Source organism: Glutamicibacter sp. HZAU, from assembly GCF_004100365.1.
Lineage (GTDB): Bacteria > Actinomycetota > Actinomycetes > Actinomycetales > Micrococcaceae > Glutamicibacter > Glutamicibacter nicotianae.
The window spans coordinates 19,170-43,853 of the sequence record NZ_SCKZ01000004.1 but is presented as its reverse complement, the minus strand read 5'-3'; the positions used below and the strand labels follow the sequence as shown (position 1 = coordinate 43,853).

At 65.0% G+C, this 24,684-nt stretch carries 25 protein-coding genes; 1 reads left to right on the top strand and 24 read right to left on the bottom strand.

Annotation, left to right across the window (positions count from 1 at the left end; all coding sequences use genetic code 11):
• The 21 genes from carB to EKH49_RS06840 all read right to left on the bottom strand — a co-directional run.
• Positions 1-2,212, bottom strand: a 2,212-nt coding sequence (gene carB, locus EKH49_RS06940; RefSeq protein WP_128470469.1) for a carbamoyl-phosphate synthase large subunit, incomplete at its 3' end; no start/stop codon positions are given.
• Positions 2,212-3,381 (bottom strand): glutamine-hydrolyzing carbamoyl-phosphate synthase small subunit, encoded by a 1,170-nt coding sequence (gene carA / locus EKH49_RS06935; RefSeq protein ID WP_128470256.1) that lies wholly within the window; start codon positions 3,379-3,381, stop codon positions 2,212-2,214. The genes carB and carA, both read right to left, overlap by 1 nt.
• On the bottom strand, positions 3,382-3,888 hold the full coding sequence (locus EKH49_RS06930) for a PH-like domain-containing protein (RefSeq protein ID WP_128470255.1): 507 nt from the start codon (positions 3,886-3,888) through the stop codon (positions 3,382-3,384).
• On the bottom strand, positions 3,881-5,185 hold the full coding sequence (locus tag EKH49_RS06925) for a dihydroorotase (RefSeq protein ID WP_128470254.1): 1,305 nt from the start codon (positions 5,183-5,185) through the stop codon (positions 3,881-3,883). The genes EKH49_RS06930 and EKH49_RS06925 overlap by 8 nt, the downstream gene beginning before the upstream one ends.
• Positions 5,186-5,196: 11 nt before the next feature.
• On the bottom strand, positions 5,197-6,159 hold the full coding sequence (locus EKH49_RS06920; protein WP_128470253.1) for an aspartate carbamoyltransferase catalytic subunit: 963 nt from the start codon (positions 6,157-6,159) through the stop codon (positions 5,197-5,199).
• The gene (gene pyrR / locus EKH49_RS06915; RefSeq protein WP_128470252.1) at positions 6,156-6,725 is read right to left on the bottom strand and encodes a bifunctional pyr operon transcriptional regulator/uracil phosphoribosyltransferase PyrR; all 570 of its coding nucleotides are present in this window, start codon (positions 6,723-6,725) and stop codon (positions 6,156-6,158) included. The genes EKH49_RS06920 and pyrR overlap by 4 nt, the downstream gene beginning before the upstream one ends.
• 171 nt (positions 6,726-6,896) lie before the next feature.
• A complete protein-coding gene (locus EKH49_RS16845) occupies positions 6,897-7,301 on the bottom strand; it encodes a mycothiol transferase (RefSeq protein ID WP_236641069.1) in 405 nt (134 codons plus the stop codon).
• Between the two features lie 375 nt (positions 7,302-7,676).
• Complete coding sequence (gene nusB, locus EKH49_RS06905; protein WP_038991129.1) at positions 7,677-8,087, bottom strand: transcription antitermination factor NusB; 411 nt, start codon at positions 8,085-8,087, stop codon at positions 7,677-7,679.
• Positions 8,087-8,647 carry an elongation factor P gene (gene efp, locus EKH49_RS06900; RefSeq protein WP_038991131.1) on the bottom strand — a complete coding sequence of 187 codons (561 nt, stop codon included), beginning with the start codon at positions 8,645-8,647 and terminating at the stop codon, positions 8,087-8,089. Before efp ends, nusB begins: the two co-directional genes overlap by 1 nt.
• 110 nt (positions 8,648-8,757) lie before the next feature.
• Complete coding sequence (locus EKH49_RS06895; RefSeq protein ID WP_128470251.1) at positions 8,758-9,288, bottom strand: tetratricopeptide repeat protein; 531 nt, start codon at positions 9,286-9,288, stop codon at positions 8,758-8,760.
• Positions 9,289-9,292: 4 nt separating this feature from the next.
• Positions 9,293-10,384 (bottom strand): 3-dehydroquinate synthase, encoded by a 1,092-nt coding sequence (gene aroB, locus EKH49_RS06890; protein ID WP_128470250.1) that lies wholly within the window; start codon positions 10,382-10,384, stop codon positions 9,293-9,295.
• Between the two features lie 80 nt (positions 10,385-10,464).
• Positions 10,465-10,953, bottom strand: coding sequence for a shikimate kinase (locus EKH49_RS06885; protein WP_066138479.1), 489 nt, complete (start codon positions 10,951-10,953; stop codon positions 10,465-10,467).
• A 13-nt stretch (positions 10,954-10,966) separates the two neighbouring features.
• A complete protein-coding gene (gene aroC, locus EKH49_RS06880; protein ID WP_128470249.1) occupies positions 10,967-12,166 on the bottom strand; it encodes a chorismate synthase in 1,200 nt (399 codons plus the stop codon).
• Between the two features lie 29 nt (positions 12,167-12,195).
• A complete protein-coding gene (locus EKH49_RS06875; RefSeq protein WP_128470248.1) occupies positions 12,196-13,044 on the bottom strand; it encodes a shikimate dehydrogenase family protein in 849 nt (282 codons plus the stop codon).
• Between the two features lie 65 nt (positions 13,045-13,109).
• Positions 13,110-14,531 carry an endolytic transglycosylase MltG gene (mltG, locus tag EKH49_RS06870; RefSeq protein WP_128470247.1) on the bottom strand — a complete coding sequence of 474 codons (1,422 nt, stop codon included), beginning with the start codon at positions 14,529-14,531 and terminating at the stop codon, positions 13,110-13,112.
• A gap of 45 nt (positions 14,532-14,576) precedes the next feature.
• Entirely contained in the window at positions 14,577-15,050 is a 474-nt protein-coding gene (ruvX, locus tag EKH49_RS06865) for a Holliday junction resolvase RuvX (RefSeq protein ID WP_066138484.1), read from the bottom strand.
• Entirely contained in the window at positions 15,043-17,733 is a 2,691-nt protein-coding gene (gene alaS, locus EKH49_RS06860) for an alanine--tRNA ligase (RefSeq protein WP_128470246.1), read from the bottom strand. Before alaS ends, ruvX begins: the two co-directional genes overlap by 8 nt.
• A gap of 19 nt (positions 17,734-17,752) precedes the next feature.
• Positions 17,753-17,962 (bottom strand): hypothetical protein, encoded by a 210-nt coding sequence (locus tag EKH49_RS06855; RefSeq protein ID WP_038991150.1) that lies wholly within the window; start codon positions 17,960-17,962, stop codon positions 17,753-17,755.
• Between the two features lie 80 nt (positions 17,963-18,042).
• Positions 18,043-18,414, bottom strand: a complete 372-nt coding sequence (locus tag EKH49_RS06850) for a DUF948 domain-containing protein (RefSeq protein WP_128470245.1) — start codon at positions 18,412-18,414, stop codon at positions 18,043-18,045.
• 125 nt (positions 18,415-18,539) lie between these two features.
• The gene (gene rpsD, locus EKH49_RS06845; RefSeq protein WP_038991153.1) at positions 18,540-19,163 is read right to left on the bottom strand and encodes a 30S ribosomal protein S4; all 624 of its coding nucleotides are present in this window, start codon (positions 19,161-19,163) and stop codon (positions 18,540-18,542) included.
• A gap of 187 nt (positions 19,164-19,350) precedes the next feature.
• Complete coding sequence (locus tag EKH49_RS06840) at positions 19,351-20,757, bottom strand: replication-associated recombination protein A (protein WP_128470244.1); 1,407 nt, start codon at positions 20,755-20,757, stop codon at positions 19,351-19,353.
• 89 nt (positions 20,758-20,846) lie between these two features.
• Between EKH49_RS06840 and dtd the strand changes: the two genes are divergently transcribed.
• On the top strand, positions 20,847-21,284 hold the full coding sequence (gene dtd, locus EKH49_RS06835) for a D-aminoacyl-tRNA deacylase (RefSeq protein WP_128470243.1): 438 nt from the start codon (positions 20,847-20,849) through the stop codon (positions 21,282-21,284).
• Here the strand turns inward: dtd and EKH49_RS06830 are convergent.
• From EKH49_RS06830 to aspS, 3 genes are all read right to left on the bottom strand, one after another.
• Positions 21,281-21,559 (bottom strand): PadR family transcriptional regulator, encoded by a 279-nt coding sequence (locus tag EKH49_RS06830; protein ID WP_236641068.1) that lies wholly within the window; start codon positions 21,557-21,559, stop codon positions 21,281-21,283. The genes dtd and EKH49_RS06830 overlap by 4 nt on opposite strands.
• 43 nt (positions 21,560-21,602) lie before the next feature.
• Positions 21,603-22,721: a hypothetical protein gene (locus tag EKH49_RS06825; protein ID WP_128470241.1), complete on the bottom strand. Its 1,119-nt coding sequence runs from the start codon at positions 22,719-22,721 to the stop codon at positions 21,603-21,605.
• 146 nt (positions 22,722-22,867) lie between these two features.
• On the bottom strand, positions 22,868-24,667 hold the full coding sequence (gene aspS, locus EKH49_RS06820; protein WP_128470240.1) for an aspartate--tRNA ligase: 1,800 nt from the start codon (positions 24,665-24,667) through the stop codon (positions 22,868-22,870).
• Positions 24,668-24,684: the final 17 nt, after the last annotated feature.

Here is a 24,684-nt window from a genome sequence, read left to right as displayed (position 1 = left end):
TGGTGATGTAGCGCTCGAGGTTGGCCTCGTCGTACACGATCTCCATGCCGCGGCCGCCCAGCACGTAGGACGGCCGGACCAGCACCGGGTAGCCGATGGAGTCGGCGATGGCCTTGGCCTCGGCGAAGGACACGGCGGTGCCGTTCTTTGGCGCGACGAGCCCGGCGTTATCCAGCACCTGCTGGAAGGCGCCGCGGTGCTCGGCCAGGTCGATGGCTTCCGGCGAGGTGCCCAGGATCGGCACGCCGGCGGCCTTCAGCTCGGCGGCGAGCTTCAGCGGGGTCTGGCCGCCGAGCTGGACGAATACGCCCAGCACGCCGCCGGTTTCCTCTTCGGCGTGGATGACCTCGAGCACGTCTTCCAGGGTCAGCGGCTCGAAGTAGAGGCGGTCGGAGATGTCGTAGTCGGTGGAGACGGTCTCCGGGTTGCAGTTGACCATCACGGTCTCGTAGCCCTCGGCGCGCAGCGCCATCACCGCGTGCACGCAGGAGTAGTCGAACTCGATGCCCTGGCCGATGCGGTTCGGACCCGAGCCGAGGATGATGACCGACTTCTTCTCGTGGGCCGCCACCTCGGTCTCTTCGTCGTACGAGGAGTACATGTACGGGGTGAAGGCCTCGAACTCGGCGGCGCAGGTGTCAACGGTCTTGTAGACCGGGCGCACGCCCAGCGCGTGGCGGATGCCGCGGATCACCGACTCGGACTTGCCGGTGAGCTGGGCCAGCTGCGCATCGGAGAAGCCGTGGCGCTTGGCTTCGCGCAGCACGTGCTCGGGCAGGTGCTTGTTCGAGGCCACCAGCTGCGCGACCTCGTTGATCAGCTGCAGCTGGTCCAGGTACCACGGGTCGATCGCGGTGGTCTCGAACAGCTTCTCGATGGACACGCCGGAGAACAGCAGGCGCTGGACCAGCGAGAGGCGTTCGGTCGAGCCCTTCACGATCGAGGCCAGCACTGCTTCATGCTCGGCTTCCGGGATCGGCTCGAAGGACAGCTCGGAGCCCTTCTGCTCCAGGGAGCGCAGCGCCTTCTGCAGCGCTTCGGTGAAGTTGCGTCCCAGGGCCATCGCTTCGCCGACCGACTTCATGGTGGTGGTCAGGGTCTTGTCCGCGGCCGGGAACTTCTCGAAGGCGAAGCGCGGGACCTTCACGACGACGTAGTCCAGGGCCGGCTCGAAGGAGGCCGGGGTCTTCTGGGTGATGTCGTTCGGGATCTCATCCAGGGTGTAGCCCACGGCCAGCTTGGTGGCGATCTTCGCGATCGCGAAGCCGGTGGCCTTGGAGGCCAGCGCGGAGGAACGCGAAACGCGCGGGTTCATCTCGATGACCACGACGCGGCCGGTTGCCGGGTCGATGGCGAACTGGATGTTGCAGCCGCCGGTGTCCACGCCGACTTCGCGGATGACCGCGATGGAGATGTCGCGCAGCTTCTGGTATTCGCGGTCGGTCAGGGTCATCGCCGGGGCGACGGTGATCGAATCGCCGGTGTGCACGCCGACCGGATCGAAGTTCTCGATGGAGCACACGACCACGACGTTGTCGTTCTTGTCGCGCATCATCTCCAGCTCGTACTCCTTCCAGCCCAGGATCGACTCCTCAAGGAGCACCTCGGTGGTTGGCGAGTACTGCAGGCCGGCGCCGGCGATGCGGCGCAGGTCCTCCGGGTTGTAGGCCATGCCCGAACCCAGGCCGCCCATGGTGAACGAGGGACGCACGACGACTGGGTAGTTCAGCTCCTCGACGGCGGCAAAGGCCTCGTCCAGGGTGTGCACGATGACCGAGCGGGCCGATTCGGCGCCGCAGCGCTCGACGACGCCCTTGAACTTCTCGCGGTCCTCGCCCAGCTCGATGGCTTCGATGTTCGCGCCGATCAGCTCGACGTCGTACTTCTGGAGGGCGCCGGACTTGTCCAGCGCGATCGCGGTGTTCAGCGCGGTCTGGCCACCCAGGGTCGGCAGGATCGCATCCGGGCGTTCCTTGGCGATGATCTTCTCGACGACTTCGGGGGTGATCGGCTCGACGTAGGTGGCGTCGGCGAACTCCGGGTCGGTCATGATGGTGGCCGGGTTGGAGTTGACCAGGATGACCCGCAGGCCCTCCTCCTTCAGCACGCGCAGGGCCTGGGTGCCGGAGTAGTCGAACTCGGCGGCCTGGCCGATGACGATCGGACCCGAACCGATGACGAGAACTGATTTCAGATCGGTGCGCTTAGGCATTACTTGCTGTCCTTTTCTGCGGCGGAATCCAACGCGGTCATGAAGCGGTCAAAGAGGTAGGCGGCATCGTGGGGGCCGGATGCGGCCTCTGGGTGGTACTGCACGGAGAAGGCCGGGATGTCCAGGCAGGACAGGCCCTCGACCACGTGGTCGTTCAGCGAGTAGTGCGAGACCTCGACCTTGCCGAAGCGCTCGACCGGCGCGGTGACGGTGCCTTCGATCGGCGCGTCGACGGCGAAGCCGTGGTTCTGGCTGGTGATTTCCACGCGGCCGGTGGCCTTGTCCATCACCGGCTGGTTGATGCCGCGGTGGCCGAAGCGCAGCTTGTAGGTGTCGAAGCCCAGGGCGCGGCCCAGGATCTGGTTGCCGAAGCAGATGCCGAAGTACGGCATGCCGGCGTCGAGCACCGAGCGCACCAGTTCCACCTGCGCGGTGGCGGTGGCGGGGTCGCCCGGGCCGTTGGAGAAGAAGACGCCTTCGGCGCCGGTGGCCTTGATGTCCTCAAGGGTGGCGTTGTAGGGCAGCACGTGCACGCGCAGGCCGCGCTCGGCCAGGCGGTGCGGGGTCATCGACTTCATGCCCAGGTCGATGGCGGCGACGGTGTGCTTCGGCTCGCCGGTGTAGCCGTGGTCGGCCGGCTCGACGATGTAGGCGGTGTCAACCGACACCTCGGCGGAGATGTTGCGCCCGGCCATCGACGGCTGCGCCTTGACCAGTTCCACCAGTTCGGCGTCGGACTTCGCGGCGTCATCGCCGGAGAAGATGCCTGACTTCATGGCGCCGGCGTCGCGCAGATGGCGGGTCAGCGCGCGGGTGTCCACGCCCTGGATGCCGACGATGCCGTACTCGACAAGGTCCTCGTCCAGGGTGCGCTCGCTGCGCCAGTTGCTTGGTCGACGGGCGGCGTCGCGCACCACGTAGCCGGCGGCCCACATGCGGGTGGACTCGGGATCCTCGGAGTTCACGCCGGTGTTGCCGATGTGCGGGAAGGTCTGCACGATGATCTGGTGCGCGTAGGACGGGTCAGTCAGGGTTTCCTGGTAGCCGGTCATGCCGGTGGTGAAGACTGCTTCACCCAGGGTGGTGCCCACGGCGCCATAGCTGCGCCCGCGGAAGATGCGGCCATCTTCGAGTACCAACACGGCTGGTAGGTTGCTCAGGGAATTCACTTATTTGTCTCCTGCTCGGCTTACGTCGTCGTGCGACGCCAGCAACTGATAAATCTTGGGGGTGTCCTCGTGGTAGCGGGGACGGAATCCGGTGTCGAAGGTGAAGCCGTCCTTGTTCCAGGTGATGACGATCAGGCCGTTCTTCTCCACGACCTTGCCGATCATCCCGCTGCTGCGCTTGACCTCTTCGTAGTGCTCCCACGGGATGTGCACGTCGCGCGCTCCGGAACGGATCAGGTGCACGCCTTCGCTGCCCAGTTCCAAGGTGGCGTTGGTGCGCACGCCGAGCTCATGCACGGCAATGCGGTCCAGCCAGTCGTCGAATTTCGTGGTGACCACGTACATGCCGTCGAAGCTGTGCTCCACCTGGTCGGCGAACTCCTTGAACGGCTCGGGAATCGCCGACTGCCGGGCCTTGAGGTTGCGCCAGCCCAGCAGGATCAGCGTCACGGCAGCGACGACCGCGACGATCGTCCAGATGAGCGGCTGAAGTGCTCCCTCAGGCATTGATCGACCTCGGAGTTGCCAGCTGGCCATCGAGCACGGTGGCGTGCCCGTGGAAGAAGGTGGCGCGCACCGATCCGGGCAGCTCCATGCCGGCGAACGGCGAGTTGCGGCCCTTGGTGGCCATGGCTGCCGGGTCGACGATCCAGCGGGCTGCAGGATCCACCAGGGTGAGGTTTGCAGGCTCGCCCACGGCGATCGGGCGGCCCTGGTCGGCGACGCGGCCGATCTGCGCGGGCACTTCGGAGGTGATGCGGGCGACGTCAGCCCAGCCCATCAGCCCGGTGTCCACCAGCGTGTGCTGCACGATGGACAGCGCGGTCTCCAGTCCGGTCATGCCCATGGCCGCCGCGCCCCACTCGCAGTCCTTGGCTTCGGACGGGTGAGGGGCGTGGTCGGTACCGATCACGTCGATGGTGCCGTCGGCGACGCCGGCGCGCAGCGCCATCACGTCTTCCTCGCGGCGCAGCGGCGGGTTGACCTTGAACACCGGGTCGTAGGTGCGGACTTTCTCATCGGTGAGCAGCAGGTGGTGCGGGGTGACCTCCGCGGTGACCTGGATGCCGCGGGCCTTGGCCCAGCGGATGATCTCCACCGAGCCGGCGGTGGACACATGGCAGATGTGCAGCCGCGCGCCGACATGCTCGGCCAGCAGCACATCGCGGGCGATGATCGATTCCTCGGCGACCGCAGGCCAGCCGGGCATGCCCAGGATCGAGGAGACTTCGCCCTCGTTCATTTGGGCGCCTTCGGTCAGCCGCGGTTCCTGGGCGTGCTGCGCGATGACCCCGTCGAAGGCCTTCACGTATTCCAGGGCGCGGCGCATCAGCAGCGGGTCGAAGACGCAGATGCCGTCGTCGGAGAACATCTTCACCGCGGCACGGGAATCGGCCATCGCGCCGATTTCGCTCAGCTGCTTGCCGGCCAGGCCGACGGTGACCGCACCGACCGGGCGGACATCCACCCAGCCGGCCTTGCGGCCCAACTCGTAGACCTGCTCGACGACGCCGGCGGTGTCGGCCACCGGGGTGGAGTTGGCCATCGCGTGCACGGCGGTGTAGCCGCCGCGGGCGGCTGCCTGCGAACCGGTTTCCACGGTTTCGGCGTCTTCGCGGCCCGGTTCGCGCAGGTGGGTGTGGGTGTCGACCAGGCCCGGCAGCAGCACCAGGTCCTTCGCATCGATCACCTGCGCGTCGCCGGCGTCGGCGATGGTGCCCAGCTGGGCGATCTTGCCGTCGGCGATCAGCACGTCGGCGGGTTCGCCGCCGAGGATCGAGGCCTGCTTGATCAAGTAGTTCATGGTTTCTTCCTTCAGATCAGGTCGCCGGAGAGGAGCATGTAGAGGCTGGCCATGCGCACGGCCACGCCATTGGTGACCTGGTCGAGCACGGTGGAGCGCGGCGAGTCCGCGGCGGCCGAGGAGATTTCCAGGCCGCGGTTCATCGGGCCCGGGTGCATGATCAGGGTTTCGGCGCCCGAAGCGTCCAATTCGGCCAGGCGCGCATCGTCCAGTCCCCAGTAGCGCGAGTATTCGCGAGGGTTCGGGAAGTAGGCGGCGTTCATCCGCTCGCCCTGCACGCGCAGCATCATCAGCGCGTCGACGCCCTTGGCGATCATCTCGTCCAGGTCGTAGCTGATGGTGCACGGCCAGGATCCGGCGCCGACCGGCAGCAAGGTCGGAGGGGCGACCATCGTGACTTCGGCACCGAGGGTGTTCAGCAGCCACAGGTTGGAGCGGGCGACACGGCTGTGCAGGATGTCGCCGACGATCGCGACCTTCAGCCCGTCCAGGCCGCGGCCTGCCGGGCTGGCGCCCTCGCGCAGCGCCACCTGGCGGCGCAGGGTGAAGGCATCGAGCAGCGCCTGGGTGGGGTGCTCATGCGTGCCGTCGCCGGCGTTGACGATCGGCAGCCCGATCCAGTCGGTGGCCGCCAGCCGGGCCGGGGCACCGGAATCCGGGTGGCGGATGACCACCGCGTCGGCGCCGATGGCCAGCAGGGTCTGCGCGGTGTCCTTCAGCGACTCGCCCTTGGACACGCTCGATCCCTTGGCCGAGAAGTTGATGACGTCGGCGCTCAAGCGCTTGGCGGCGGCCTCGAAGGAAATCCGGGTGCGGGTGGAATCCTCGAAGAACAGATTCACCACGGTGCGCCCGCGCAGGGCCGGCAGCTTCTTGATCTGGCGGGTTCCCGATTCACGCATCTCTTCGGCGATATCCAGGATGGCGATGGCTTCGTCGCGGGTCAGATCCGCGGTGGAGAGCAGGTGCTTCATGCGGCGCCCTCGATCACTACTTCGTTGGTGCCATCGATTTCTGCCAGGTGCACGCGCACCTTTTCGCTCTTCGCGGTCGGCAGGTTCTTGCCCACATGATCGGCGCGGATCGGCAGTTCGCGATGGCCGCGGTCAACCAGCACGGCCAGGCGCACGATGCGCGGGCGTCCCCAGTCGGCCAGTGCGTCCAGGGCTGCGCGGATGGTGCGACCGGAATAGAGCACGTCGTCGACCAGGACGACAACCTTGCCCTCGATGCCGCCTGCCGGAAGGCGCGTCGGCGCCGGGGTGCGGGTGGTGGAATGGCGCAGATCGTCGCGGTACATGGTGATGTCGAGCTGGCCGACCAGCGATGCCGGGTCGAGATTGCCGTCGGCGGTGGCTGCGATGCGGGCTGCCAGGCGCTGGGCCAGCGGGAATCCGCGGCTGGGAATGCCAAGGAGGACCAGGTCGTCGGTGCCCTTGTTGGCCTCGATGATTTCGTAGGCTACGCGAGTGAGTACACGTTCGATGTCGTCGCCGGTTAATACCGTGCGCGCGGCATCTGGCACTGAATTCTCATCCATGCTGTGCACCTCTCCCTTCTCCGCCTCACGGGACGGGATTTAAAGGAATATTGCTAACTCAAATTATCACGAGCGCGAGGCGATTCCCTAGCGGAAACCTATGCATGACACTGAATAGGCCATGGGATCGATCACAAGGAACCAGCTGGCGGTTCTCGCCGAAGGGCACAACTACGCAGATCCCGTGCACCGACCCTGCCGCAGGCGCGGCAGGTGTTGCGATCGACACATGCGCAAGGTTGCTCGGGCCGTTGGAAGTGTGCTGCGCCATTGGCCCACCCGCCCGTCGATGCATTCGCGCAGCAGGTCTGCATGCCCGCTGTGCCTGGCGTACTCCTCGATGCGGTGGACCATCAGGTCGCGGATGACCACCTGCTCGCGTCCCGCGCGCTGGCCGAGGTCCTCGAAGCCGGCCAGCAGGCGGTCGGTGGCGTCTTGCTCTTCATGCAGGATGCGCAGCGCCTGGGAAGCCTGGGCGGGATCCGGGCGCACCGCCTCGAAATCGGATCCCGCCGGCCCGTAGATCCTGCTTGCAGGCTCGCCCGCGGTGATCCAGTTGCGCCAGTTCCGCTCCACTTCGCCGAGGTGGCGCAACAGGCCCAGCAGGCTGAGCGTGGAGGGCCGGGACCGGGCGCGAGGCCATCTGGGCCGCGTCCAGGCCCTGGCATTTGAGTTCGATGGTGAGCCGGTAGTCGCGCAGGTAGCGTTCGCAGGTGGCCCGCTCCCCTGCCGGGTCGCCCCCTGCCGGGTCGTCCCCTGCTTCCCGCGGATCCTGGTCGGGATCAAGCCACATGTCCGGCACGTTCACGGATTTGCTCCAGCGTTCGGGCTTCTGGTTCATGCACCCTAGCCTCGCCGTCGCACGCCCCGCGGGCAATGGCTGCGCAAAAAAGCCCGGGCCGGAACCCCGCAAAAGGGTTCCGGCCCGGGCTCGGAAACGTGAGGATCGAATTAGTCGACCAGGGTGTCCTTGACGCTCTGGATGCGGCCCAAAACGCCATTGACGAACTCCGGCGATTCATCGGTGGACAATTCCCGCACGTTCACCACGGCTTCGGCCACGGCGACAGCGTCGGGAACGTCATCGTTGTACAGCAGCTCCCACACGCCGATGCGCAGTGCGCTGCGGTCAACAGCTGGCATGCGCTCGATGGTCCAGTCCTTGACGTAGCTTTCGAGGACTTCGTCAATGCGGGCCAGGTGGGCGGTCACGCCTTCGATGATCGCCAGCGAGTACTCGTTGAGTACGATGTCCGAGTTTTCCCGTCGTGCGATGGCTACGGCCAGCGGATCTGCATCGCGGGCCTCGGCTTCGAACAGGAACTCAAGGGCTCGGCGGCGGGCTTTGGCGCGGGCTCTCACTAGTTGACACGACCCAGGTAATCGCCGGTGCGGGTGTCAACCTTCACCTTGGTGTTCTGCTCGACGAACAGCGGCACCTGGATTTCCTTGCCGGTTTCCAGGGTTGCCGGCTTGGTGCCAGCCGAAGAGCGGTCGCCCTGAAGGCCCGGCTCGGTGTAGGTGATTTCCAGGACGACCGATGCCGGCAGTTCCAGGTACAGCGGGCTGCCGTCGTACATGGCGATGGTCAGGTTCTGGTTCTCCAGCAGGAAGCCGGCGGCATCGCCAACGGTGGCGCCGGGAACGGTGAGCTGGTCGTAGTCTTCCAGGTTCATGAAGACGTAGTCTTCGCCATCCTGGTAGAGGTACTGGTAATCGCGGCGGTCAACGGTGGCCAGTTCGATCTTGGTGCCTGCGTTGTAGGTCTTGTCCAGGACCTTGCCGGAGATGACGTTGCGCATCTTGGTGCGCACGAATGCGCCGCCCTTGCCTGGCTTGACGTGCTGGAAGTCGATGATGGTCCACAGCTGGCCATCGATCTTGATGACCTGTCCATTCTTGATGTCAGTTGTATCCGCCACGTTTCCTCAATCCTCTATTTTCGCCAGCGGCAGCCGGCATTATCAAAAATCCATGTTCAAGCTTACCCTACGCGCCGTGGGGCACAAAGGGTTGGGCACGGTGGCGCGCATTACTGCGCGGCGCGTTCCTCGGCGATTTGCATGCAGGTGCTGGCCGCGTTGACCAGGTATGCGTCGTCGTCCAGCTCGATGCGCAGCTCCAGGGCCTTGCGGAATCGGGTGGCCGCCGCCTTGTAGTCGCCCTTCGCGAAGAAGGACAGGCCTGCATGGTAGTGCATCAGCGGCTCGTACGCGGTGCCGGCGAATTCCTCGGCCAGCTTGCGCAGGCGGTTGATCGCACGATCGAAGTCGCCCTGCATGCGGGTCAGCTCGGTGTCCAGGACGCGCAGGTGGGCGTTGGTCGGATCGACGAAACGCGATTCCGCGATCAGCTCGCCGGCCTTGGCCAGCTCGCCACGGGCGAGCAGCACCATTACCTGGTCGGTGGGCGAACCGACCAGCAGCTGCTGCTCGGCGGCCGCCTCGTCGGCAATGTAGGGCTTGAGCGTCTCGGGATCGATCAGCACGCCTTCAACAGCTGTGCCGACACCCTCGCGGTTTACCGATGCGACGTCAATGGCGTATGCGGTGTAGTCGACCATGTGCCTACTCCCCGATTTCCTGGTAGGCGGCGAAGAGCAGCGAGTTATCAGGGACTTCGTAGATGCGCGGCTTGCCGATTTCTTCCAGCACGACGAAGCGCAGCTGGCTGCCGCGGGCCTTCTTGTCGCGCTTCATGCCGTCGAGCAGCGCCGCCCAGCGGTCATTGCGGTAGGTGGTCGGCAACCCGAGGGACTTCAGGATCGCGACGTGGCGGTCGGCCACGGCGTCGGAGGTGTAGCCCACCGAGCGGCCCAGTTCGGCGGCGAAGGCCAGGCCGATGGACACGGCTGCGCCATGGCGCATCTGGTAGCGCTCGGCCAGCTCGATGGCGTGGGCCAGGGTGTGGCCGTAGTTCAGGAATTCGCGGTCGCCGGATTCCTTCAAGTCGCGCGAGACCACGTCGATCTTCACGGCGATGGTGCGCTCGACCAGCTCGCGCAGGCGGTCACTGGCGGGATCGACGGCATCGGCCGGATCCTCTTCGATCAGCTCCAGGATGCGCTCGTCGGCGATGAAGCCGCATTTGACGATTTCAGCCATGCCGGTGACCAGCTCGTTCTTCGGCAAGGTGGCCAGCGCGTCGAGGTCGGCGAGCACAGCGGCCGGCGGATGGAAGGCGCCGACGAGGTTCTTGCCCTCGGCGGTGTTGATCCCGGTCTTGCCGCCCACGGCAGCGTCGACCATAGCCAGCAGCGAGGTGGGAATATGGATGACCTTCACGCCGCGCAGCCAGGTGGCAGCGACGAATCCTGCCACGTCGGTGACGGCCCCGCCGCCCACGGAAATGACTGCATCGGAGCGGGTGAAGTCGTTCTTGCCCAGCACTTCCCAGCAGAAAGAGGCAACCTGGATGTGCTTGCCTTCTTCGGCATCCGGAATTTCCGCGGTCAATGCCTCCAGGCCGGTCTTCGCCAGTTCGTCGCGGACCACATCGCCGGTGGCGCGCAGGGCTCGCGGGTGGATGACCAGGACCTTCTTGACCCCGGGGCCAAGCAGGTCGGGCAGTTGGCCCAAGAGGCCGTTGCCGACCATGACGGGGTACGACTCCGCGGGGGTGCTTCCGGTGACCTTCATGGTGGTCGGTGCGATAGGCATCAGTCTAGCTTCCTCCTGATGGTGGTGATTTTTCTAGCGTACGCGTGAGCCCGGCCAGAAGTTGCATCTCGTGAGGCTAATCACAGCCGTTCCAGCTGCGGCAATACCTCGTCGAGAATTTGCGAAACGGACTTTCCATCCACGAGAACATGCACGTCAGCGAGCATTTCATAAATTGGGCGGCGCTTTTCGTAGACGGCGATCCAGCTCTTGAGGGCTTCGTCACCAGCCAGCAGCGGGCGGTGCCCGTCGCCCTTGATGCGCTCGGCGGCAGCCTGTTCGCCGAGTTCCAGGTAGATTACCGTGCCGCGCGAGAGCAGCTGCTGGTTCTCCTCGCGCAGCACCGCGCCGCCGCCGGTAGCGACCACGCCGGTGCGCAGCCGGCACAGCGCCTGGACTTCCAGGTCGCGGAAATGCGCTTCGCCATGTTCGGCGAAGATCTGCGCGATGGTTCCGTGGTGGGCGACGATGGCCGCGTCGGAATCCGCGAAGCTGGTAGAAAGGGCCGTGGCCAGTGACTTGCCCACGGTGGACTTGCCACTGGCCATCGGACCAATGAGGTAGATCATTGAAGCGTGCTTCCTAGACGCCGGTCGAACCCAGATTGCCCGGGATGCTGGCCAGGTAGGACTCGATATTGCGCTTGGTTTCGGCCACCGAATCGCCGCCGAACTTCTCCAGCAGCGACTGGGCCAGCACCAGGGCGACCATGGCCTCGGCGACCACGCCGGCAGCCGGCACGGCGCAGACATCCGAGCGCTGGTGGTGCGCGGTGGTGTCCTCGCCGGTGGCGGTGTCCACGGTGCGCAGGGCGCGGGGCACGGTGGCGATCGGCTTCATGGCGGCGCGCACGCGCAGCACCTCGCCGATGCTCATGCCGCCCTCGATGCCGCCGGCGCGGTTCGAGTTGCGCTTGATGCTGCCGTCTTCGGCGTGCACGATCTCATCGTGCGCGGCCGAACCGCGGCGCGCGGCGGTGGCGAATCCGTCGCCGACCTCGACGCCCTTGATTGCCTGGATACCCATCAGGGCGGCGGCCAGGCGCGCGTCCAGGCGGCGGTCCCAGTGCACGTAGGAGCCGATGCCCGGAGGCAGGTTGTAGGCGAGGACCTCGACGACGCCGCCCAGGGTCTCCCCTGCCTTATGCGCGTCGTCGACCTCGGCGACCATGGCTTCGCTGGTTTCTGCGTGGAAGCAGCGCAGCGGGTCGGCGTCCAGGGCGTCGACATCGGCAGCGGCAGGCAGCGGCGCATCGGCCGGGGCGGCCACGGCCCCGATGGCCGTGGTGTGCGAGACGAGCTGGATGCCCAAATCATTGAGGAATCGGGAGGCCACCGTGCCCAGGGCGACGCGGGCCGCGGTTTCGCGGGCGCTGGCGCGCTCGAGGATCGGGCGGGCGTCCTCGAATCCGTACTTCTGCATGCCGGTGAAATCGGCGTGGCCCGGACGCGGGCGGGTCAGCGGCGCGTTGCGCGCCAGCGAGGCCAGCTCATCGAGATCCACCGGATCGGCGTTCATCACGCGTTCCCACTTGGGCCATTCGGTGTTGCCGATTTCGATGGCTACCGGGCCGCCCTGGGTCTTGCCATGGCGGACGCCACCGAGGAAGGTGACCTGGTCCTTTTCAAACTTCATGCGCGCGCCGCGGCCATAGCCGAGACGGCGGCGTGCCAGTGCCTCCCGCACTGCTTCGCTATCCACCGATACTCCGGCAGGTAGCCCTTCAAGAATTCCAACGAGTGCCGGGCCATGCGATTCGCCCGCGGTCAACCAACGCAACATGTCATCTATTTTGCCATGACACGAACTGATTACTGGTGTCGGGCCAGACCCAAAGAGTCATACATCGCATTTGTGACGTCCCCGCGGCGCGATTCATCCCACGCTCCGGCACCGAAGAATCGCACTTGTTCCACGGCTTGGTGCACGAGCATGTGGATTCCGGAGATTACGGTGCCGCGCCAGGCTTGTGCCAACGCAGAGGGCCAGGGGTCGTAGGCGACATCCAGCAGGATGCCGTTGCCTGCGCCGATCACCGGCTCCCAATCGTCGGCGGCACGCGGCGGCAGCGTGGAGAACACGAGCGGGATGCGGTTCAGCGTCTTGGACAATGCCGCATCGATGCCCGAAATCTCGTGGACGGTCGTTTCCATCCCGAGCTGGTGGGCCAGATCGACGGCCCGGGAAGCCCGCGAGGCGGCACGCACGACAAGCGCCAGCTGGCGCACGCCGACTTCCGCGGCGGCCTCGATCGCTGCCAACGCGGTGTTGCCCGAGCCCAGGATCATCGCCTGCGCGCACTGGGCGAGCCCGAAATCGGCGAGGGCCTGGACCAGGCCGTCGACGTCGGTGTTTTCCCCGTAGAGGGTGCCGTCGTCGCGGACCACGATGGTGTTCAGCGCGCCGAGGCGCTGCACGCGTGCGGACAGCTCGTCCATCAATGGCACGAATGCGTCCTTCAGCGGCATGGTCACCGAGCAGCCGGCCCAGTTGCCTGCGCGAAGCGCGGCTGCATGCTCGGCAGCCTGGCCCGGTTCCATGTCGATCGCGCTGTAGCTGATCGGCGCGCCGAGCAGCTGGTAGGCGGCGCGGTGCAGCACCGGCGATTTGGAGTGGCTGATGGGGTGGCCGAGGACGGCTGCCTGCTTCATTTTCTTCATGGACTTCCTGCTGGTAATTGCCCGGCCCTGGGGGCGGCAACGCGTCTTTCGTTCGCGGGCTTGCGCTAGCAGACGTCTGGATGCTCGTCGCACCAGGCGTCGAATTCGGCCTTGTACCGCTGGTGCTCTTCGTAGGTCGAGGCGAACTTGGTCTCGCCGGTTTCGATGTTGACGGTCACCCAGTAGTAGTAGCCGTTGTCTTCCGGATTGGCGGCGGCCTCGATCGCAGGATTCGCTGGCGAGCCGATCGGAGTTGGCGTCAGGCCCTTGTGCACGTAGGTGTTGTATTTGTTCGACGCGTCCTGCTTCTCCTGCGCGCTGAACTGCAGCGAGTAGCGGCCCAGCCCGTAGATCACCGCGGAGTCGACCTGCAGCAGTCCGTGGGTTTCGCGGTTGCCCGGATCCAGCCGGTTCTCGATCGCTCCGGCGACCGTGGCGTAGTCCGGGGTGCGTGCCTCTGCCTGCAGGATCGAGGCGATCTTCAGGATGCGGTAGCCCTCGTCGAGGTCGGTGATGCCCGCCTGCTCGAGGGAAACCTTGGTGGCCTTGACCAGCTCGGCCAGGACTTCCTTGGTGCTGGTTTCCAGCGGGAAGCGGTACTCCCCCGGGTGCAGCCAGCCTTCGAGGTTCGTCACCGAGTCGGGCAGGCCGAACTCCTGCGGCTTGTTGGCCAGCGCCTGCAGGTCCTTCTCCTTCAAGCCCGAGCCCTTGGCGATTTCCTTGAGCGCGGCATCCATGCGCATATTGGCGTTCAGCGCGAAATAGAAGACCTTGTCCGGACGCTGGTTGATGAGCAGCTCCGCAGCGTCGGCCGCCGGCATCTGCTTCCTGAGCAGGTAGGTGCCGGGGTGGATCAGCTTGTTCTGCTCGTCGGAATTGGCGACGGCGTCGGAGAACAGGCCATCGTCGGAGACGACGTCGAGCTCTTCGAGCTTGCGCGAAATGATGTTCACGCCCCAGCCGTCTTCCACGGTGAATTCCACGGTGGCCCCGCCCGGGCCCGGGTAATCGTCGGGGTTGAACTGCTTGAGCACCGATTTGACGAAGAAGACCGAGCCGGAGACCACCAGCGCGAAGATCAGCACGGTGGCCAGCATCACCAGGTTGCGTTTGCGCTTGGTGCGCTTGCGCCGCTGGGCCTTGTAGTCGGCTGCCTGAGGGTCTTGGGGTTCGTCGCCGAAGACAACTGCCGGCTGTACGGCGTGCGCTTCCTCGGTGTAGTCCTGCTCTTGGGCGTCTGCAGGATCGTCGGATTCCTGCATTTCGGGGGCAGCGGCCGCTTGGTCGGGGAGGAACCTGGTGTGGTTGTCTTCCCCGCCCAAAGCGTCGGGTTCCGCGGTGGCCGCTAGCGATTCGCGGTAGTGCTCGGCGCCGGCCAGTTCCGGTTCAGAGGGTTGTGCGATCGGCACGCCAGTTCCGGCGGCAAAGCGTTCATATAGCGCGCGATGCGTTTCGCGTTGCCTTTCGCGGCGGGCTTCTTCTCGCATCAACTCTCATCTCTCGGGTCGTTGTGGAGCACTAGCGGTGGTGGGCTAGCGCAGCACAATCCGGCTGGCTTGCACGCGGACGTTGTTGCGCCGCATTTCCAGCACTTGCTGCAGGATCTCGGTGGCTGCGACCTGGTCGACCACCTTGCGGTGCTCTGCCATCTTCTTGCCCGAGGCGTGCAACGACCGATGCGCGTTGACGGTGCTCAGGCGTTCGTCGACCAGGAAAACCTCAAGCTCGATATTAGCGCTTGCGGCTTCTTCCGCCAAGGCAATCGCGTAGTCACGTGCCATTTTGGTGGATTCGGTCGAGTTGCCGGCCAGCGATTTCGGCTCCCCGACGAAGACCTCGGTGACGCCGCGATCGGCAATGATGCGCAAGAGCATCCGCAGATCCGAATTCTTCTTGGCATCCCGTCGCAGGGTCATCACCGGAGTGGCGAGGATTCCCGAGGGATCGGATGCGGCGACGCCGACGCGGGCCAGGCCCACGTCGACGCCGAGAGCGGCATTAGCCATTGGCCAGTGCCGCCTGGATGGCAGCCAGCGCGTCGTCGATCTTCGACGCGTCCTGGCCGCCGCCCTGGGCCATGTCGTCCTTGCCGCCGCCACCGCCGCCGAGCACGCCGGTTGCGGTGCGGACCAGGGCGCCGGCCTTGAAGCCGTTGGCGCGGGCCTCCTCGTTGGTCACCGCCAGCACCAGCGGACGGCCGTTGGACACGCCGATCAGCATGATGACTGCGGCTTCGGAGCCCAGCTTGCCGCGCAGGTCCAGCGCCATGGTGCGCAGCGCATCAGCGGAGTCGACCTCTCCGGCGTTGTGGGCCAGCAGGCGGGTGTCGCCGATGGTGACAACCTTCTGCAGCAGCGACGCGGACTGGGCCAGCATTGCCTGGTTCTTGAGTTCGGCAATCTGCTTCTCAGCGGCCTTGAGCTTGGCAACGGTATCGTTGACGCGCTCGGAGACCTGGCTGGATGGAACGCGGAACAGGCCGGAAAGCTCGGAGACCAGGGCGCGCTCGGCAGCGCCGTGGCGGAAGGCTTCCATGCCCACCAGCGCCTCGACGCGGCGGTTGCCCGAACCCACCGAAGCCTCGGAGAGCAGGGTCAGCTGGCCGATGCGGGCGGTGGTATCCACGTGGGTGCCGCCGCACAGCTCGCGCGACCAGGCGCCGTTCATCTCCACCACGCGCACGTCGTTGGCGTACTTCTCGCCGAACAGGCTCATCGCGCCCAGCTTCTTCGCCTCGGACAGCGCCATCTCGTTGGTGATGACCTGGTGGTTGGCGGCGATGGCAAGGTTGACGACCTCTTCGACCTCGCTGCGCGCGGCAGCGGACAGCGCCTCGGCCCAGGAGAAGTCGAAGCGCAGGTAGCCTGCCTTGTTGAAGGAGCCGGCCTGGGTGGCGGTCGGGCCAAGCAGCTCACGCAGGGCGGCATGCACCAGGTGGGTAGCCGAGTGCGCCTGCTCGCCGGAGCGGCGGCGAACGGCGTCGACCTGGGTGCGCACCAGTGCCTCGGCAGGCAGTTCGCCTTCGCGCACGATGACCTTGTGGACGCTCAGGCCCTTGACCGGGGCCTGCACATCGGTGACTTCCAGCACGAATCCGTCGCCGGTGATCAGGCCGCTGTCGCCTGCCTGGCCGCCGGATTCGGCGTAGAACGGGGTTTCGTTGAGCACCAGGTCGATTTCCTGGCCCTGCTCGGCGAACGGCACGACCTGGCCATCGCGGACGATGCCGCGGATGGAGGATTCGCCTTCGAGGGTGTCGTAGCCGGTGAAGTGCACGTTGCCGGCCTCGGCCAGCTTGTTGTACACCGACAGGTCGGCGTGGCCGGCCTTCTTGGCCTTGGCGTCCTTCTGGGCGCGGGTGCGCTGCTCGTTCATCAGTTCGCGGAAGCGCGACTCGTCGACGGACAGGCCAGCCTCGGCGGCGATCTCCAGGGTGAGGTCGATCGGGAAGCCGTAGGTGTCGTGCAGGGTGAAGGCGTCGTCGCCGGAGAGGTTCTTGCCTTCCTCCTTGGCGTGGTTCAGCGCCTCGTCCAGGCGGGTGGTGCCCGAAGCGATGGTGCGGCGGAAGGCGCGTTCCTCGGCGTAGGCGATGCGGGCGATGCGCTCGAAATCGGCCTCGACCTCCGGGTAGACGCCCTTCATGGCGTCGCGCGAGACCGGAAGCAGCTCAGGGAGCACCTCGGTGTCCACGCCCATCAGGCGCATTGCGCGCACGGCGCGGCGGATCAGCCGGCGCAGCACGTAGCCGCGGCCTTCGTTGCCCGGGGTGACCTGGTCGGAGATCAGCATCAGCGAGGAGCGGATGTGGTCGGCGATCATGCGCAGGCGCACGTCGGTGGCGTGGTTCGGGTCGGCAGGATCCTCGGTGGAGGTGTAGGTGACGCCGGCCAGTTCTGCTGCCTTGTCGAGCACCGGACGGACCTGGTCGGTCTCGTACATGTTCTCGACGCCCTGAAGGATCATGGCCAGGCGCTCCAGGCCCAGGCCGGTATCGATGTTGCGCTTGGGCAGTTCGCCGGCAACGTCGAAGTCGGTCTTGGAGCGCACTGCCGAGAGGCGGTACTGCATGAAAACCAGGTTCCAGATTTCCACGTAGCGGGTCTCGTCGACGGCCGGGCCGCCTTCAACGCCGTAGGCCGGGCCGCGGTCGTAGTAGATCTCCGAGCATGGTCCGCCCGGACCGGGCTGGCCGGTGTTCCAGTAATTGTCTTCCTTGCCGGTGCCCACAACGCGCTCGGTAGGCATGCCGATCTCTTCTTCCCAGATGCGGCGGGCCTCGAGATCCTTCTCGTCGCCATCTTCGTAGACGGTGACCCACAGGCGGTCCTTGTCCAGGCCGTAGCCGCCGTCCTCGACGGAACTGGTCAGCAGCTCCCAGGCGAAGTGGATGGCTTCCTTCTTGAAGTAGTCGCCGAAGGAGAAGTTGCCGCACATCTGGAAGAAGGTGCCATGACGGGCGGTCTTGCCGACCTCTTCGATGTCACCGGTGCGGATGCACTTCTGCACCGAGGTGGCACGGGAGTATGGAGGCTCTTCGCGCGCGGTGAGGTAAGGGATGAACGGAACCATGCCGGCCACCGTGAACAACAGCGAAGGGTCGGCCGAGACCAGCGAGGCGCTCGGCACCGCGACATGGCCCTTCGAGACGAAAAAGTCGACCCAACGACGGGCAATTTCCTGCGTTTTCATCGTGTTACGGATGATCCCTTCACTTAGCGGCGTCCACGCCCAAGGCGGAACGCAATTCTTCTTCGCGGGAGCTCATTCCCTGGCGGAAGGCTTCCCAATATTCCGAGGCGCGGTCGGCGTACTTGCCGACTTGGCGGTTTAGCGCCGCCCCGGACGAAACTTCAGCGTATTTCTTGGACGCGAGCACGCCAACGCCCACTCCAATCGAAACCCACAAGAGCTTTTTCATTCTAGTCTCCTTGGCGGCCACCAGATGGCCGTATCCTATTCAGCACGCCGATACGTGTTCGATCAAACAGCGTTACCTGCTTAGCGGCTGCGGCGTGCCTTGCCGCTTGGCTTGGTGTTCATGGCAGCCTTCACGCCTTCGGTGAATGCTGCAACCTTGATCAGCGGCTTGCCAACGGTGGCTGCTACCAGCGAGGACAGCGCGGAAACGTTGGCGGTGGTGTCAGAAACGTTGCTGGTGATGACGTCGACCTTCTTGAGCTGGTCATTGGTGGTCGCAACGGTGGTCGCAACTTCGCCGATCAACGGAGTGGTTCCGTCAGCCAGGTCCTTGATCGATTTGCGCAGCTCGTCGAACACCTTGCCCAACTTGATGATCGGCACTGCCAGCAGCACAACTAGTACGACAAACGCGCCGGCGGCGATGAGCCCTGCAATATCCGAACCCGACATGTGCTTCCTCTTCTGCTTTGGGTTTTTGGTGCCAGTCCACCTTATCGAAGTCAGAGCCCAGATAGGTAGTTAAGCGACAAGCCCGCAACCGTTTCCGGCTGCGGGCTTGGAACTAGCGCACGGATTTAGCGTGCGTAGTACTCGACCACGAGGTTCTCTTCGCAGGTCACTGGGATTTCGGCGCGCTCTGGGGTGCGCACGAAGGTAGCCTGGAGGGCTTCCAGCTTCACGTCCAGGTAAGCAGGAACAGCTGGCAGCACCTTTGCGTGCTCGCCGGCTGCAGCCATCTGGAATGGAACCATCTTCTCGCTCTTCTCGTGCACGTGGATCAGCTGACCCGGCTGCACCTTGAAGGACGGACGGTCTACACGCTGGCCGTTGACCAGGATGTGGCGGTGTACAACCATCTGGCGAGCCTGCTGGATGGTGCGGGCGAAGCCTGCACGCAGAACCAGGGCATCCAGACGGGACTCGAGCAGAGCCAGCAGGTTGCCGCCGGTTTCGCCGCCGAGGCGCTTAGCTTCCTTGAAGGCGCTCAGCATCTGAGCTTCGCGGATGCCGTACTGGGCACGCAGACGCTGCTTTTCGCGCAGACGTACTGCGTAGTCGCTGTCCTGCTTCTTACGGGCGCGGCCGTGCTGGCCTGGACCGTATGGACGGCGCTCCATGTACTTTTCAGCTTTTGGAGTCAATGCAAGGCCGAGCGCACGCGAGAGGCGTACGGTACGGCGGGCACGGGCGTTAGCCATGGTGTGTCCCTTTCGATTAGCGACGGTATCTACTGGCCTCCAGGAGGGAGAGTGTGTGGGCGTCGCGTCCCTGCTTCACTTCAACCTCGCTGTGCAGCCGATCACTCGAATGCACAGGCAAGGCTTGCCAGCCAAAGATCAAGTTTACACGAAATCGCCGTTGCTTTCGCTGAGTCCTAGCGCACACTTAACGCTTGCCCTTGGAGCGCAGCGGATCCTTGCCGCGGATGATCTCGCGCAAGCGTGCCAGGCGGGACCCAAGGTTTTTTTCGGCCCCATTATTGGTGGGCGTGTAGTAGTTGGTGCCCACCAGGTCATCGGGCAGGTACTGCTGGGTGGCGATGGAATGCGGCGCGTCGTGCGAGTAGATGTAGCCCACTCCGTGGCCCAGCGACTTTGCACCCGGATAGTGCGCGTCGCGCAGGTGGTCTGGAACCAGCGCGCCCTTGCCTTCTGATACATCGGCCAGGGCGGCATTGATCGCGTTGTAGGAGGCGTTGGACTTCGGCGCGGTGGCCAGATGCACTGTCGCCTGGCCAAGCATGATCCGCGCTTCGGGCATGCCGGTGAGCTGAACCGACTGGGCGGCGGCGACCGCGAGCGGGAGCGCGGTGGGATCGGCCATGCCGATGTCTTCCGAGGCCGAGATCATCAGCCGGCGGGCGATGAAACGGGGGTCCTCCCCTGCGGAGAGCATGCGGGCCAGATAGTGCAGGGCAGCGTCCACATCCGAGCCGCGGATGGACTTGATGAACGCGGAGATGATGTCGTAATGCTGGTCGCCATCCTTGTCGTAGCGCTGTACCGCCTGGTCCATGGCCAGCTGCACATGGCCTGCGGTGATGTGCACCGGTGGTGCGACATCCTTCCCGGCGGCGTTCCAGGCGACCGCGCCGGCGGCCTCCAGCACGGTGAGCGAGCGGCGCGCATCGCCCTGGGCCAGGCGGACAATCGCCTCGCGCTGCTCGTCGTCCAGGATCACTTGTCCATCGAAGCCGCGCTCGTCGGCTACAGCACGCTCGAGCAAGGTGGACAGGTCGCCGTCGGTCAGCGGGCGCAAGGTCAGCAGCAAGGAGCGCGAGAGCAACGGAGAAATCACCGAGAAGGAAGGGTTTTCGGTCGTCGCGGCTACTAGGACGACAACACGGTTCTCCACGCCGGGCAGCAGGGCATCCTGCTGGGCCTTGTTGAAGCGGTGGATCTCATCGAGGAACAAGACGGTGGTGATCCCGCGCAGATCTCGGTCGTCCTTCGCCTGTTCGATGACCCGGCGCACGTCCTTGACGCCTGCGGTGATCGCGGAGAGCTCGACGAACTTGCGGTCGGTGGCGCGGGCGATCACGTGGGCGATGGTGGTTTTGCCGATCCCCGGAGGGCCGTAGAGGATCACGCTGGCCGGGCCTGCCAAGCCGGTTTCCGGATGCTCGGCGAGCTGGCGCAGCGGAGAGCCGGGACCCAAGAGATGCTGCTGGCCAACCAGCTCGTCCAGGGATCGAGGGCGCATGCGCACCGCCAGCGGCGGACGCGGCCGGTTGACTTGGGAGGTGCTCCCATCGTGCTGATCATCGGACAAGGAATCGAACAAATCGCTCACCCCCTAAGCCTACCGATACTCTGGTAGTCGCGCGGCGCAAGCCAACACGTCGTCGCACTCACACAACGCCTCTTGAAAGGACTTGCTCCATGCGCGCCGTCGTCCAGGTCGCCAGCACTGCCCACGTCGAAATCGAAGGGGAGATCGTAGGCCGTCTCGCTTCCCCCGGGCTGGTGATCCTGCTGGGAGTCACCCACGACGACTATGAAGCAACCGCGCGCAAGGTTGCGGAGAAGATCTGGCGGCTGCGGATCTTGGAGGACGAATCCAGTGCCGAGTCCACCGGCGCTCCCCTGCTGGTGATCAGCCAGTTCACGCTCTACGGCTCGGTGCGCAAGGGCCGCCGCCCCTCGTGGTCCAACGCCGCGCCGGGCCCGGTGAGCGAACCGCTCTACCAGTACTTCGTTTCCCACCTGCGGGAGCTGGGAGCCCACGTGGAGACCGGGAGGTTCGGGGCGATGATGAATGTGTCGCTGGCGAATTCCGGGCCTTTCACGGTGATCGTGGATTCGGCCGATCTGGCCTAGGTTCCGGTGGATTGAACCAGTGCTGCCAGATTATCGAAACGGTCGCGCTGGCGGCCCAGTTCGGCGCGACCGGCGGCAGATAGCCCGTAGACCTTCCGTCCAGGACCACTCTGGCCTTCTTCCCACCGCGTGTCCACGAAGCCCGCGGCCTCAAGCTTGGACAATGCGGGATAGAGCGTGGCACCCTTGATCGGACCGAAACCCCGTTCCTGCAGGGATTTGGACAGCGCATAACCATGAGCCGGGCTGGTGGAGAGCTCTGCAAGAAGCAACATAGGCAGCATCGCGCGTTGCCAGCTACCGGGAAATGGCGCATCTTTACCCATCTTTTCCTTCTTCCAGCCCGCGGGACTGGGCACGCCTTTCGGCCAGCCTGTCCTCGACATAGCTTGCCCGGTTCGCAGGACGCAGTTCATAGAGTGTCACTGCAGCAAAAATCAGCATGCAGACCGCGAAGAAGATATCCCAACCGCTGCGTTCTGGAGCGATCACTGCCGGAACAAGGCTGATGCTGTACAGACCCACGACAGCTAGCGGAAACAGGCGACGAAGCAACCAGCGCCGCTTTAACGCTTTGCCGGTGTTGACTGACAGCCCGATGGCGAATTCGATCGGTGTGCCGAACTCATCGGAAATTCTGGCATTGCCGTCCTCCCTGTGCAGGGCTGACCAGTGTTCGCGGGCAGATTCAAGGGCGAAGTCCGCCTCTTTGCTCCGCATTCCATAGCGCCCGCGTAGTAAACGCGAAACCTCGGCAAACCAGGACTCAGGATCCACATCCACGCAGACCGCTTCTCGTTTCGCACCAGATTTCTCTGTGAACGGCAACCAAAAAACGCTGACAACCAGTGCAACGCCGATGATCGGCACCAGCCAGTTGGGCAGCGGCATCGCTTCCTCCGCGCCGAGTACTGCGATCAGCACGGCTGCAGCGGTGGCAGCAGTGGCTGCGGCAAGGCTGAGTATCCAGGATAGGGCGAATTTGCCCCTGACCCGATGCAACCACCACAGGTGTCCAGATACTGCCAAGCCGGCCCCGGCGGACAAAGCCGCCAGCTGCCAATAATGCCACGATGTCGCGGCCCATCCATCTCTGAATCCGATCCAAATACCGAACCCTGCGCATAGCAGCCCGACGACCAAGCCGGCACCAGCAATCAGCCCCCAGCTATTACTGACCGGCAGCTCCGAATCAGCCAGTTGCTGAGGGGTCAAGCGCGCATAAGCGCGGACTTCGCCGAATTCAGCGGGATCACCGAAGAGTTCTTCCGCGCTCTGCCCACTGTCGCGGATGGCATCCAAGACCTTCCCCAGTTCCGCTGCGCACTGGGAATCATTCAAGTCCTTCCACCACAGAGCAATGTTGAAGTCCCGCGCCCATTCGCGGTCGCTTTCTGGGTAGAGCTCAATAACGTCGTCGGGAAGCACTAACGACACGGGTTCTCCTGGGATCGAAAACTAGGTTGAAAACCAACCTAGTATTAAAATCGCCATTAATCTATTGCTTGGCCAACAAATACGCAAAAGAAGCCGGATGGAACACATGAAATGCGTTCCACCCGGCTTCCTTGAACAGCGAATGCCTACTTGGCTTCAGCCTTAGCTTCGCCCTCTTCGGCCTTCTTCTTTTCCGGCTTGAAGTCGATGCCGGCTTCCTTGCGCTGCTGCGGGGTAATTGGCGCAGGAGCCTGGGTCAGCGGATCGAAGCCGCCACCGGTCTTCGGGAAGGCGATGACGTCGCGGATGGACTCCGAGTTGGTCAGCAGCTGCAGCACGCGGTCCCAGCCCAGGGCGATGCCGCCATGCGGTGGGGCGCCGTACTTGAAGCCCTCGAGCAGGAAGCCGAACTGGGTGTCGGCCTGCTCCTGGGTCACGCCCATGACCTTGAAGACACGCTCCTGCACGTCGCGCTGATGGATACGGATGGAGCCGCCGCCGATTTCATTGCCGTTGCAGACAATGTCGTAGGCGTAGGACAGGGCCGAGCCAGGATCGGTGTCAAAGGTGTCCATGAACTCAGGCTTCGGGCTGGTGAACGCGTGGTGCACAGCGGTCCAGGCACCGGCACCCACTGCCACGTCGCCGGAAGCGACAGCGTCGGAAGCGGCTTCGAACATCGGCGCATCAACGATCCAGACGAAGGCCCAGTCGCCATCCTTGATCAGGCCGGTGCGGTGGCCGATCTCGACACGAACCGAGCCGAGAAGCGCGCGGGATTCGTTCTTCTTGCCGGCGGAGAAGAAGATGCAGTCGCCGGCAGAGGCGCCGGTGGCTGCGGCCAGGCCGGCCTTCTCCTCGTCGGACAGGTTCTTGGCCACTGGGCCTGCCAGCTCGCCATCTTCCTTGATCAGCACGTAGGCCAGGCCCTTGGCACCGCGCTGCTTGGCGAATTCCTGCCAGGCATCCAGGGTGCGGCGTGGCTGGGATGCGCCTCCAGGCATGACGACGGCACCGACGTACTCGGACTGGAACACCTTGAAGGAGGTGTTCGCGAAGTACTCGGTCATCTCCGTCAGTTCCAGCCCGAAGCGCAGGTCCGGCTTGTCCGAACCGTACTTGGCCATCGCCTCGGAGTAGGCCATGCGGCGGATCGGGGTCGGCACCTGGACGTCGATCAGGCTCCACAGCTCCTTGACCAGCTTCTCGCCGAGCGCGATGATGTCGTCTTCCTCGACGAACGATGCCTCGATGTCCAGCTGGGTGAACTCCGGCTGGCGGTCCGCGCGGAAGTCCTCGTCGCGGTAGCAGCGTGCGATCTGGTAGTACTTCTCGAAGCCGCCGACCTGCAGCAGCTGCTTGAATAACTGCGGGGACTGCGGCAGCGCGTACCAGGAGCCGGGGGTCAGGCGTGCAGGCACGACGAAGTCGCGGGCGCCTTCCGGGGTGGAACGGGTCAGCGTCGGGGTCTCGATTTCGATGAAGCCCTCATCGTGCAGCAGGTTGCGCGCGACGCGGTTGGCCTCGGAGCGCAGGCGGATGTTGCGTGCCGGGGTCGGGCGGCGCAGATCCAGGTAGCGGTGGCGCAGGCGCGCCTCTTCGCCGACCTCGACGTGCTCATCGATCTGGAACGGCAGCGGAGCGGCGGTGTTCAGCACGGTCACGGTGTCCGCGATGACCTCGATCTCGCCGGTTGGCAGGTTCGGGTTCTCGTTGCCTTCCGGGCGGCGCTCGACATTGCCGGTGATCTGCAGGACGAACTCATTGCGCAGCGGATGGAAGTCCTCTTCGTCGCGCACGACGACCTGGGCCACGCCCGACGCGTCGCGCAAATCCAGGAAGGCGACTCCGCCGTGGTCACGGCGGCGTGCGACCCAGCCGGTGAGGGTGACTTGCTGTCCAATGTGCTCGGCGTTCAAGACGCCCAGCTGATGAGTGCGTAGCACTACGATCCTTTCGGTTT

Excerpts from the sequence above, each read along its gene's own strand:
- ruvX (WP_066138484.1), bottom strand. The coding sequence starts at position 15,050 with ATGGCTAATGCCGCTCTCGGCGTCGACGTGGGCCTGGCCCGCGTCGGC.
- aroB (WP_128470250.1), bottom strand. The coding sequence starts at position 10,384 with ATGCCTATCGCACCGACCACCATGAAGGTCACCGGAAGCACCCCCGCG.
- EKH49_RS06850 (WP_128470245.1), bottom strand. The coding sequence starts at position 18,414 with ATGTCGGGTTCGGATATTGCAGGGCTCATCGCCGCCGGCGCGTTTGTC.
- EKH49_RS06895 (WP_128470251.1), bottom strand. The coding sequence starts at position 9,288 with ATGGTCGACTACACCGCATACGCCATTGACGTCGCATCGGTAAACCGC.
- EKH49_RS06930 (WP_128470255.1), bottom strand. The coding sequence starts at position 3,888 with ATGCCTGAGGGAGCACTTCAGCCGCTCATCTGGACGATCGTCGCGGTC.
- dtd (WP_128470243.1), top strand. The coding sequence starts at position 20,847 with ATGCGCGCCGTCGTCCAGGTCGCCAGCACTGCCCACGTCGAAATCGAA.
- EKH49_RS06920 (WP_128470253.1), bottom strand. The coding sequence starts at position 6,159 with ATGAAGCACCTGCTCTCCACCGCGGATCTGACCCGCGACGAAGCCATC.
- pyrR (WP_128470252.1), bottom strand. The coding sequence starts at position 6,725 with ATGGATGAGAATTCAGTGCCAGATGCCGCGCGCACGGTATTAACCGGC.
- EKH49_RS06855 (WP_038991150.1), bottom strand. The coding sequence starts at position 17,962 with ATGAAAAAGCTCTTGTGGGTTTCGATTGGAGTGGGCGTTGGCGTGCTC.
- EKH49_RS06925 (WP_128470254.1), bottom strand. The coding sequence starts at position 5,185 with ATGAACTACTTGATCAAGCAGGCCTCGATCCTCGGCGGCGAACCCGCC.
- aroC (WP_128470249.1), bottom strand. The coding sequence starts at position 12,166 with ATGTTGCGTTGGTTGACCGCGGGCGAATCGCATGGCCCGGCACTCGTT.
- EKH49_RS06875 (WP_128470248.1), bottom strand. The coding sequence starts at position 13,044 with ATGAAGAAAATGAAGCAGGCAGCCGTCCTCGGCCACCCCATCAGCCAC.
- alaS (WP_128470246.1), bottom strand. The coding sequence starts at position 17,733 with ATGAAAACGCAGGAAATTGCCCGTCGTTGGGTCGACTTTTTCGTCTCG.
- mltG (WP_128470247.1), bottom strand. The coding sequence starts at position 14,531 with ATGCGAGAAGAAGCCCGCCGCGAAAGGCAACGCGAAACGCATCGCGCG.
- rpsD (WP_038991153.1), bottom strand. The coding sequence starts at position 19,163 with ATGGCTAACGCCCGTGCCCGCCGTACCGTACGCCTCTCGCGTGCGCTC.
- EKH49_RS06885 (WP_066138479.1), bottom strand. The coding sequence starts at position 10,953 with ATGATCTACCTCATTGGTCCGATGGCCAGTGGCAAGTCCACCGTGGGC.
- EKH49_RS06830 (WP_236641068.1), bottom strand. The coding sequence starts at position 21,559 with ATGTTGCTTCTTGCAGAGCTCTCCACCAGCCCGGCTCATGGTTATGCG.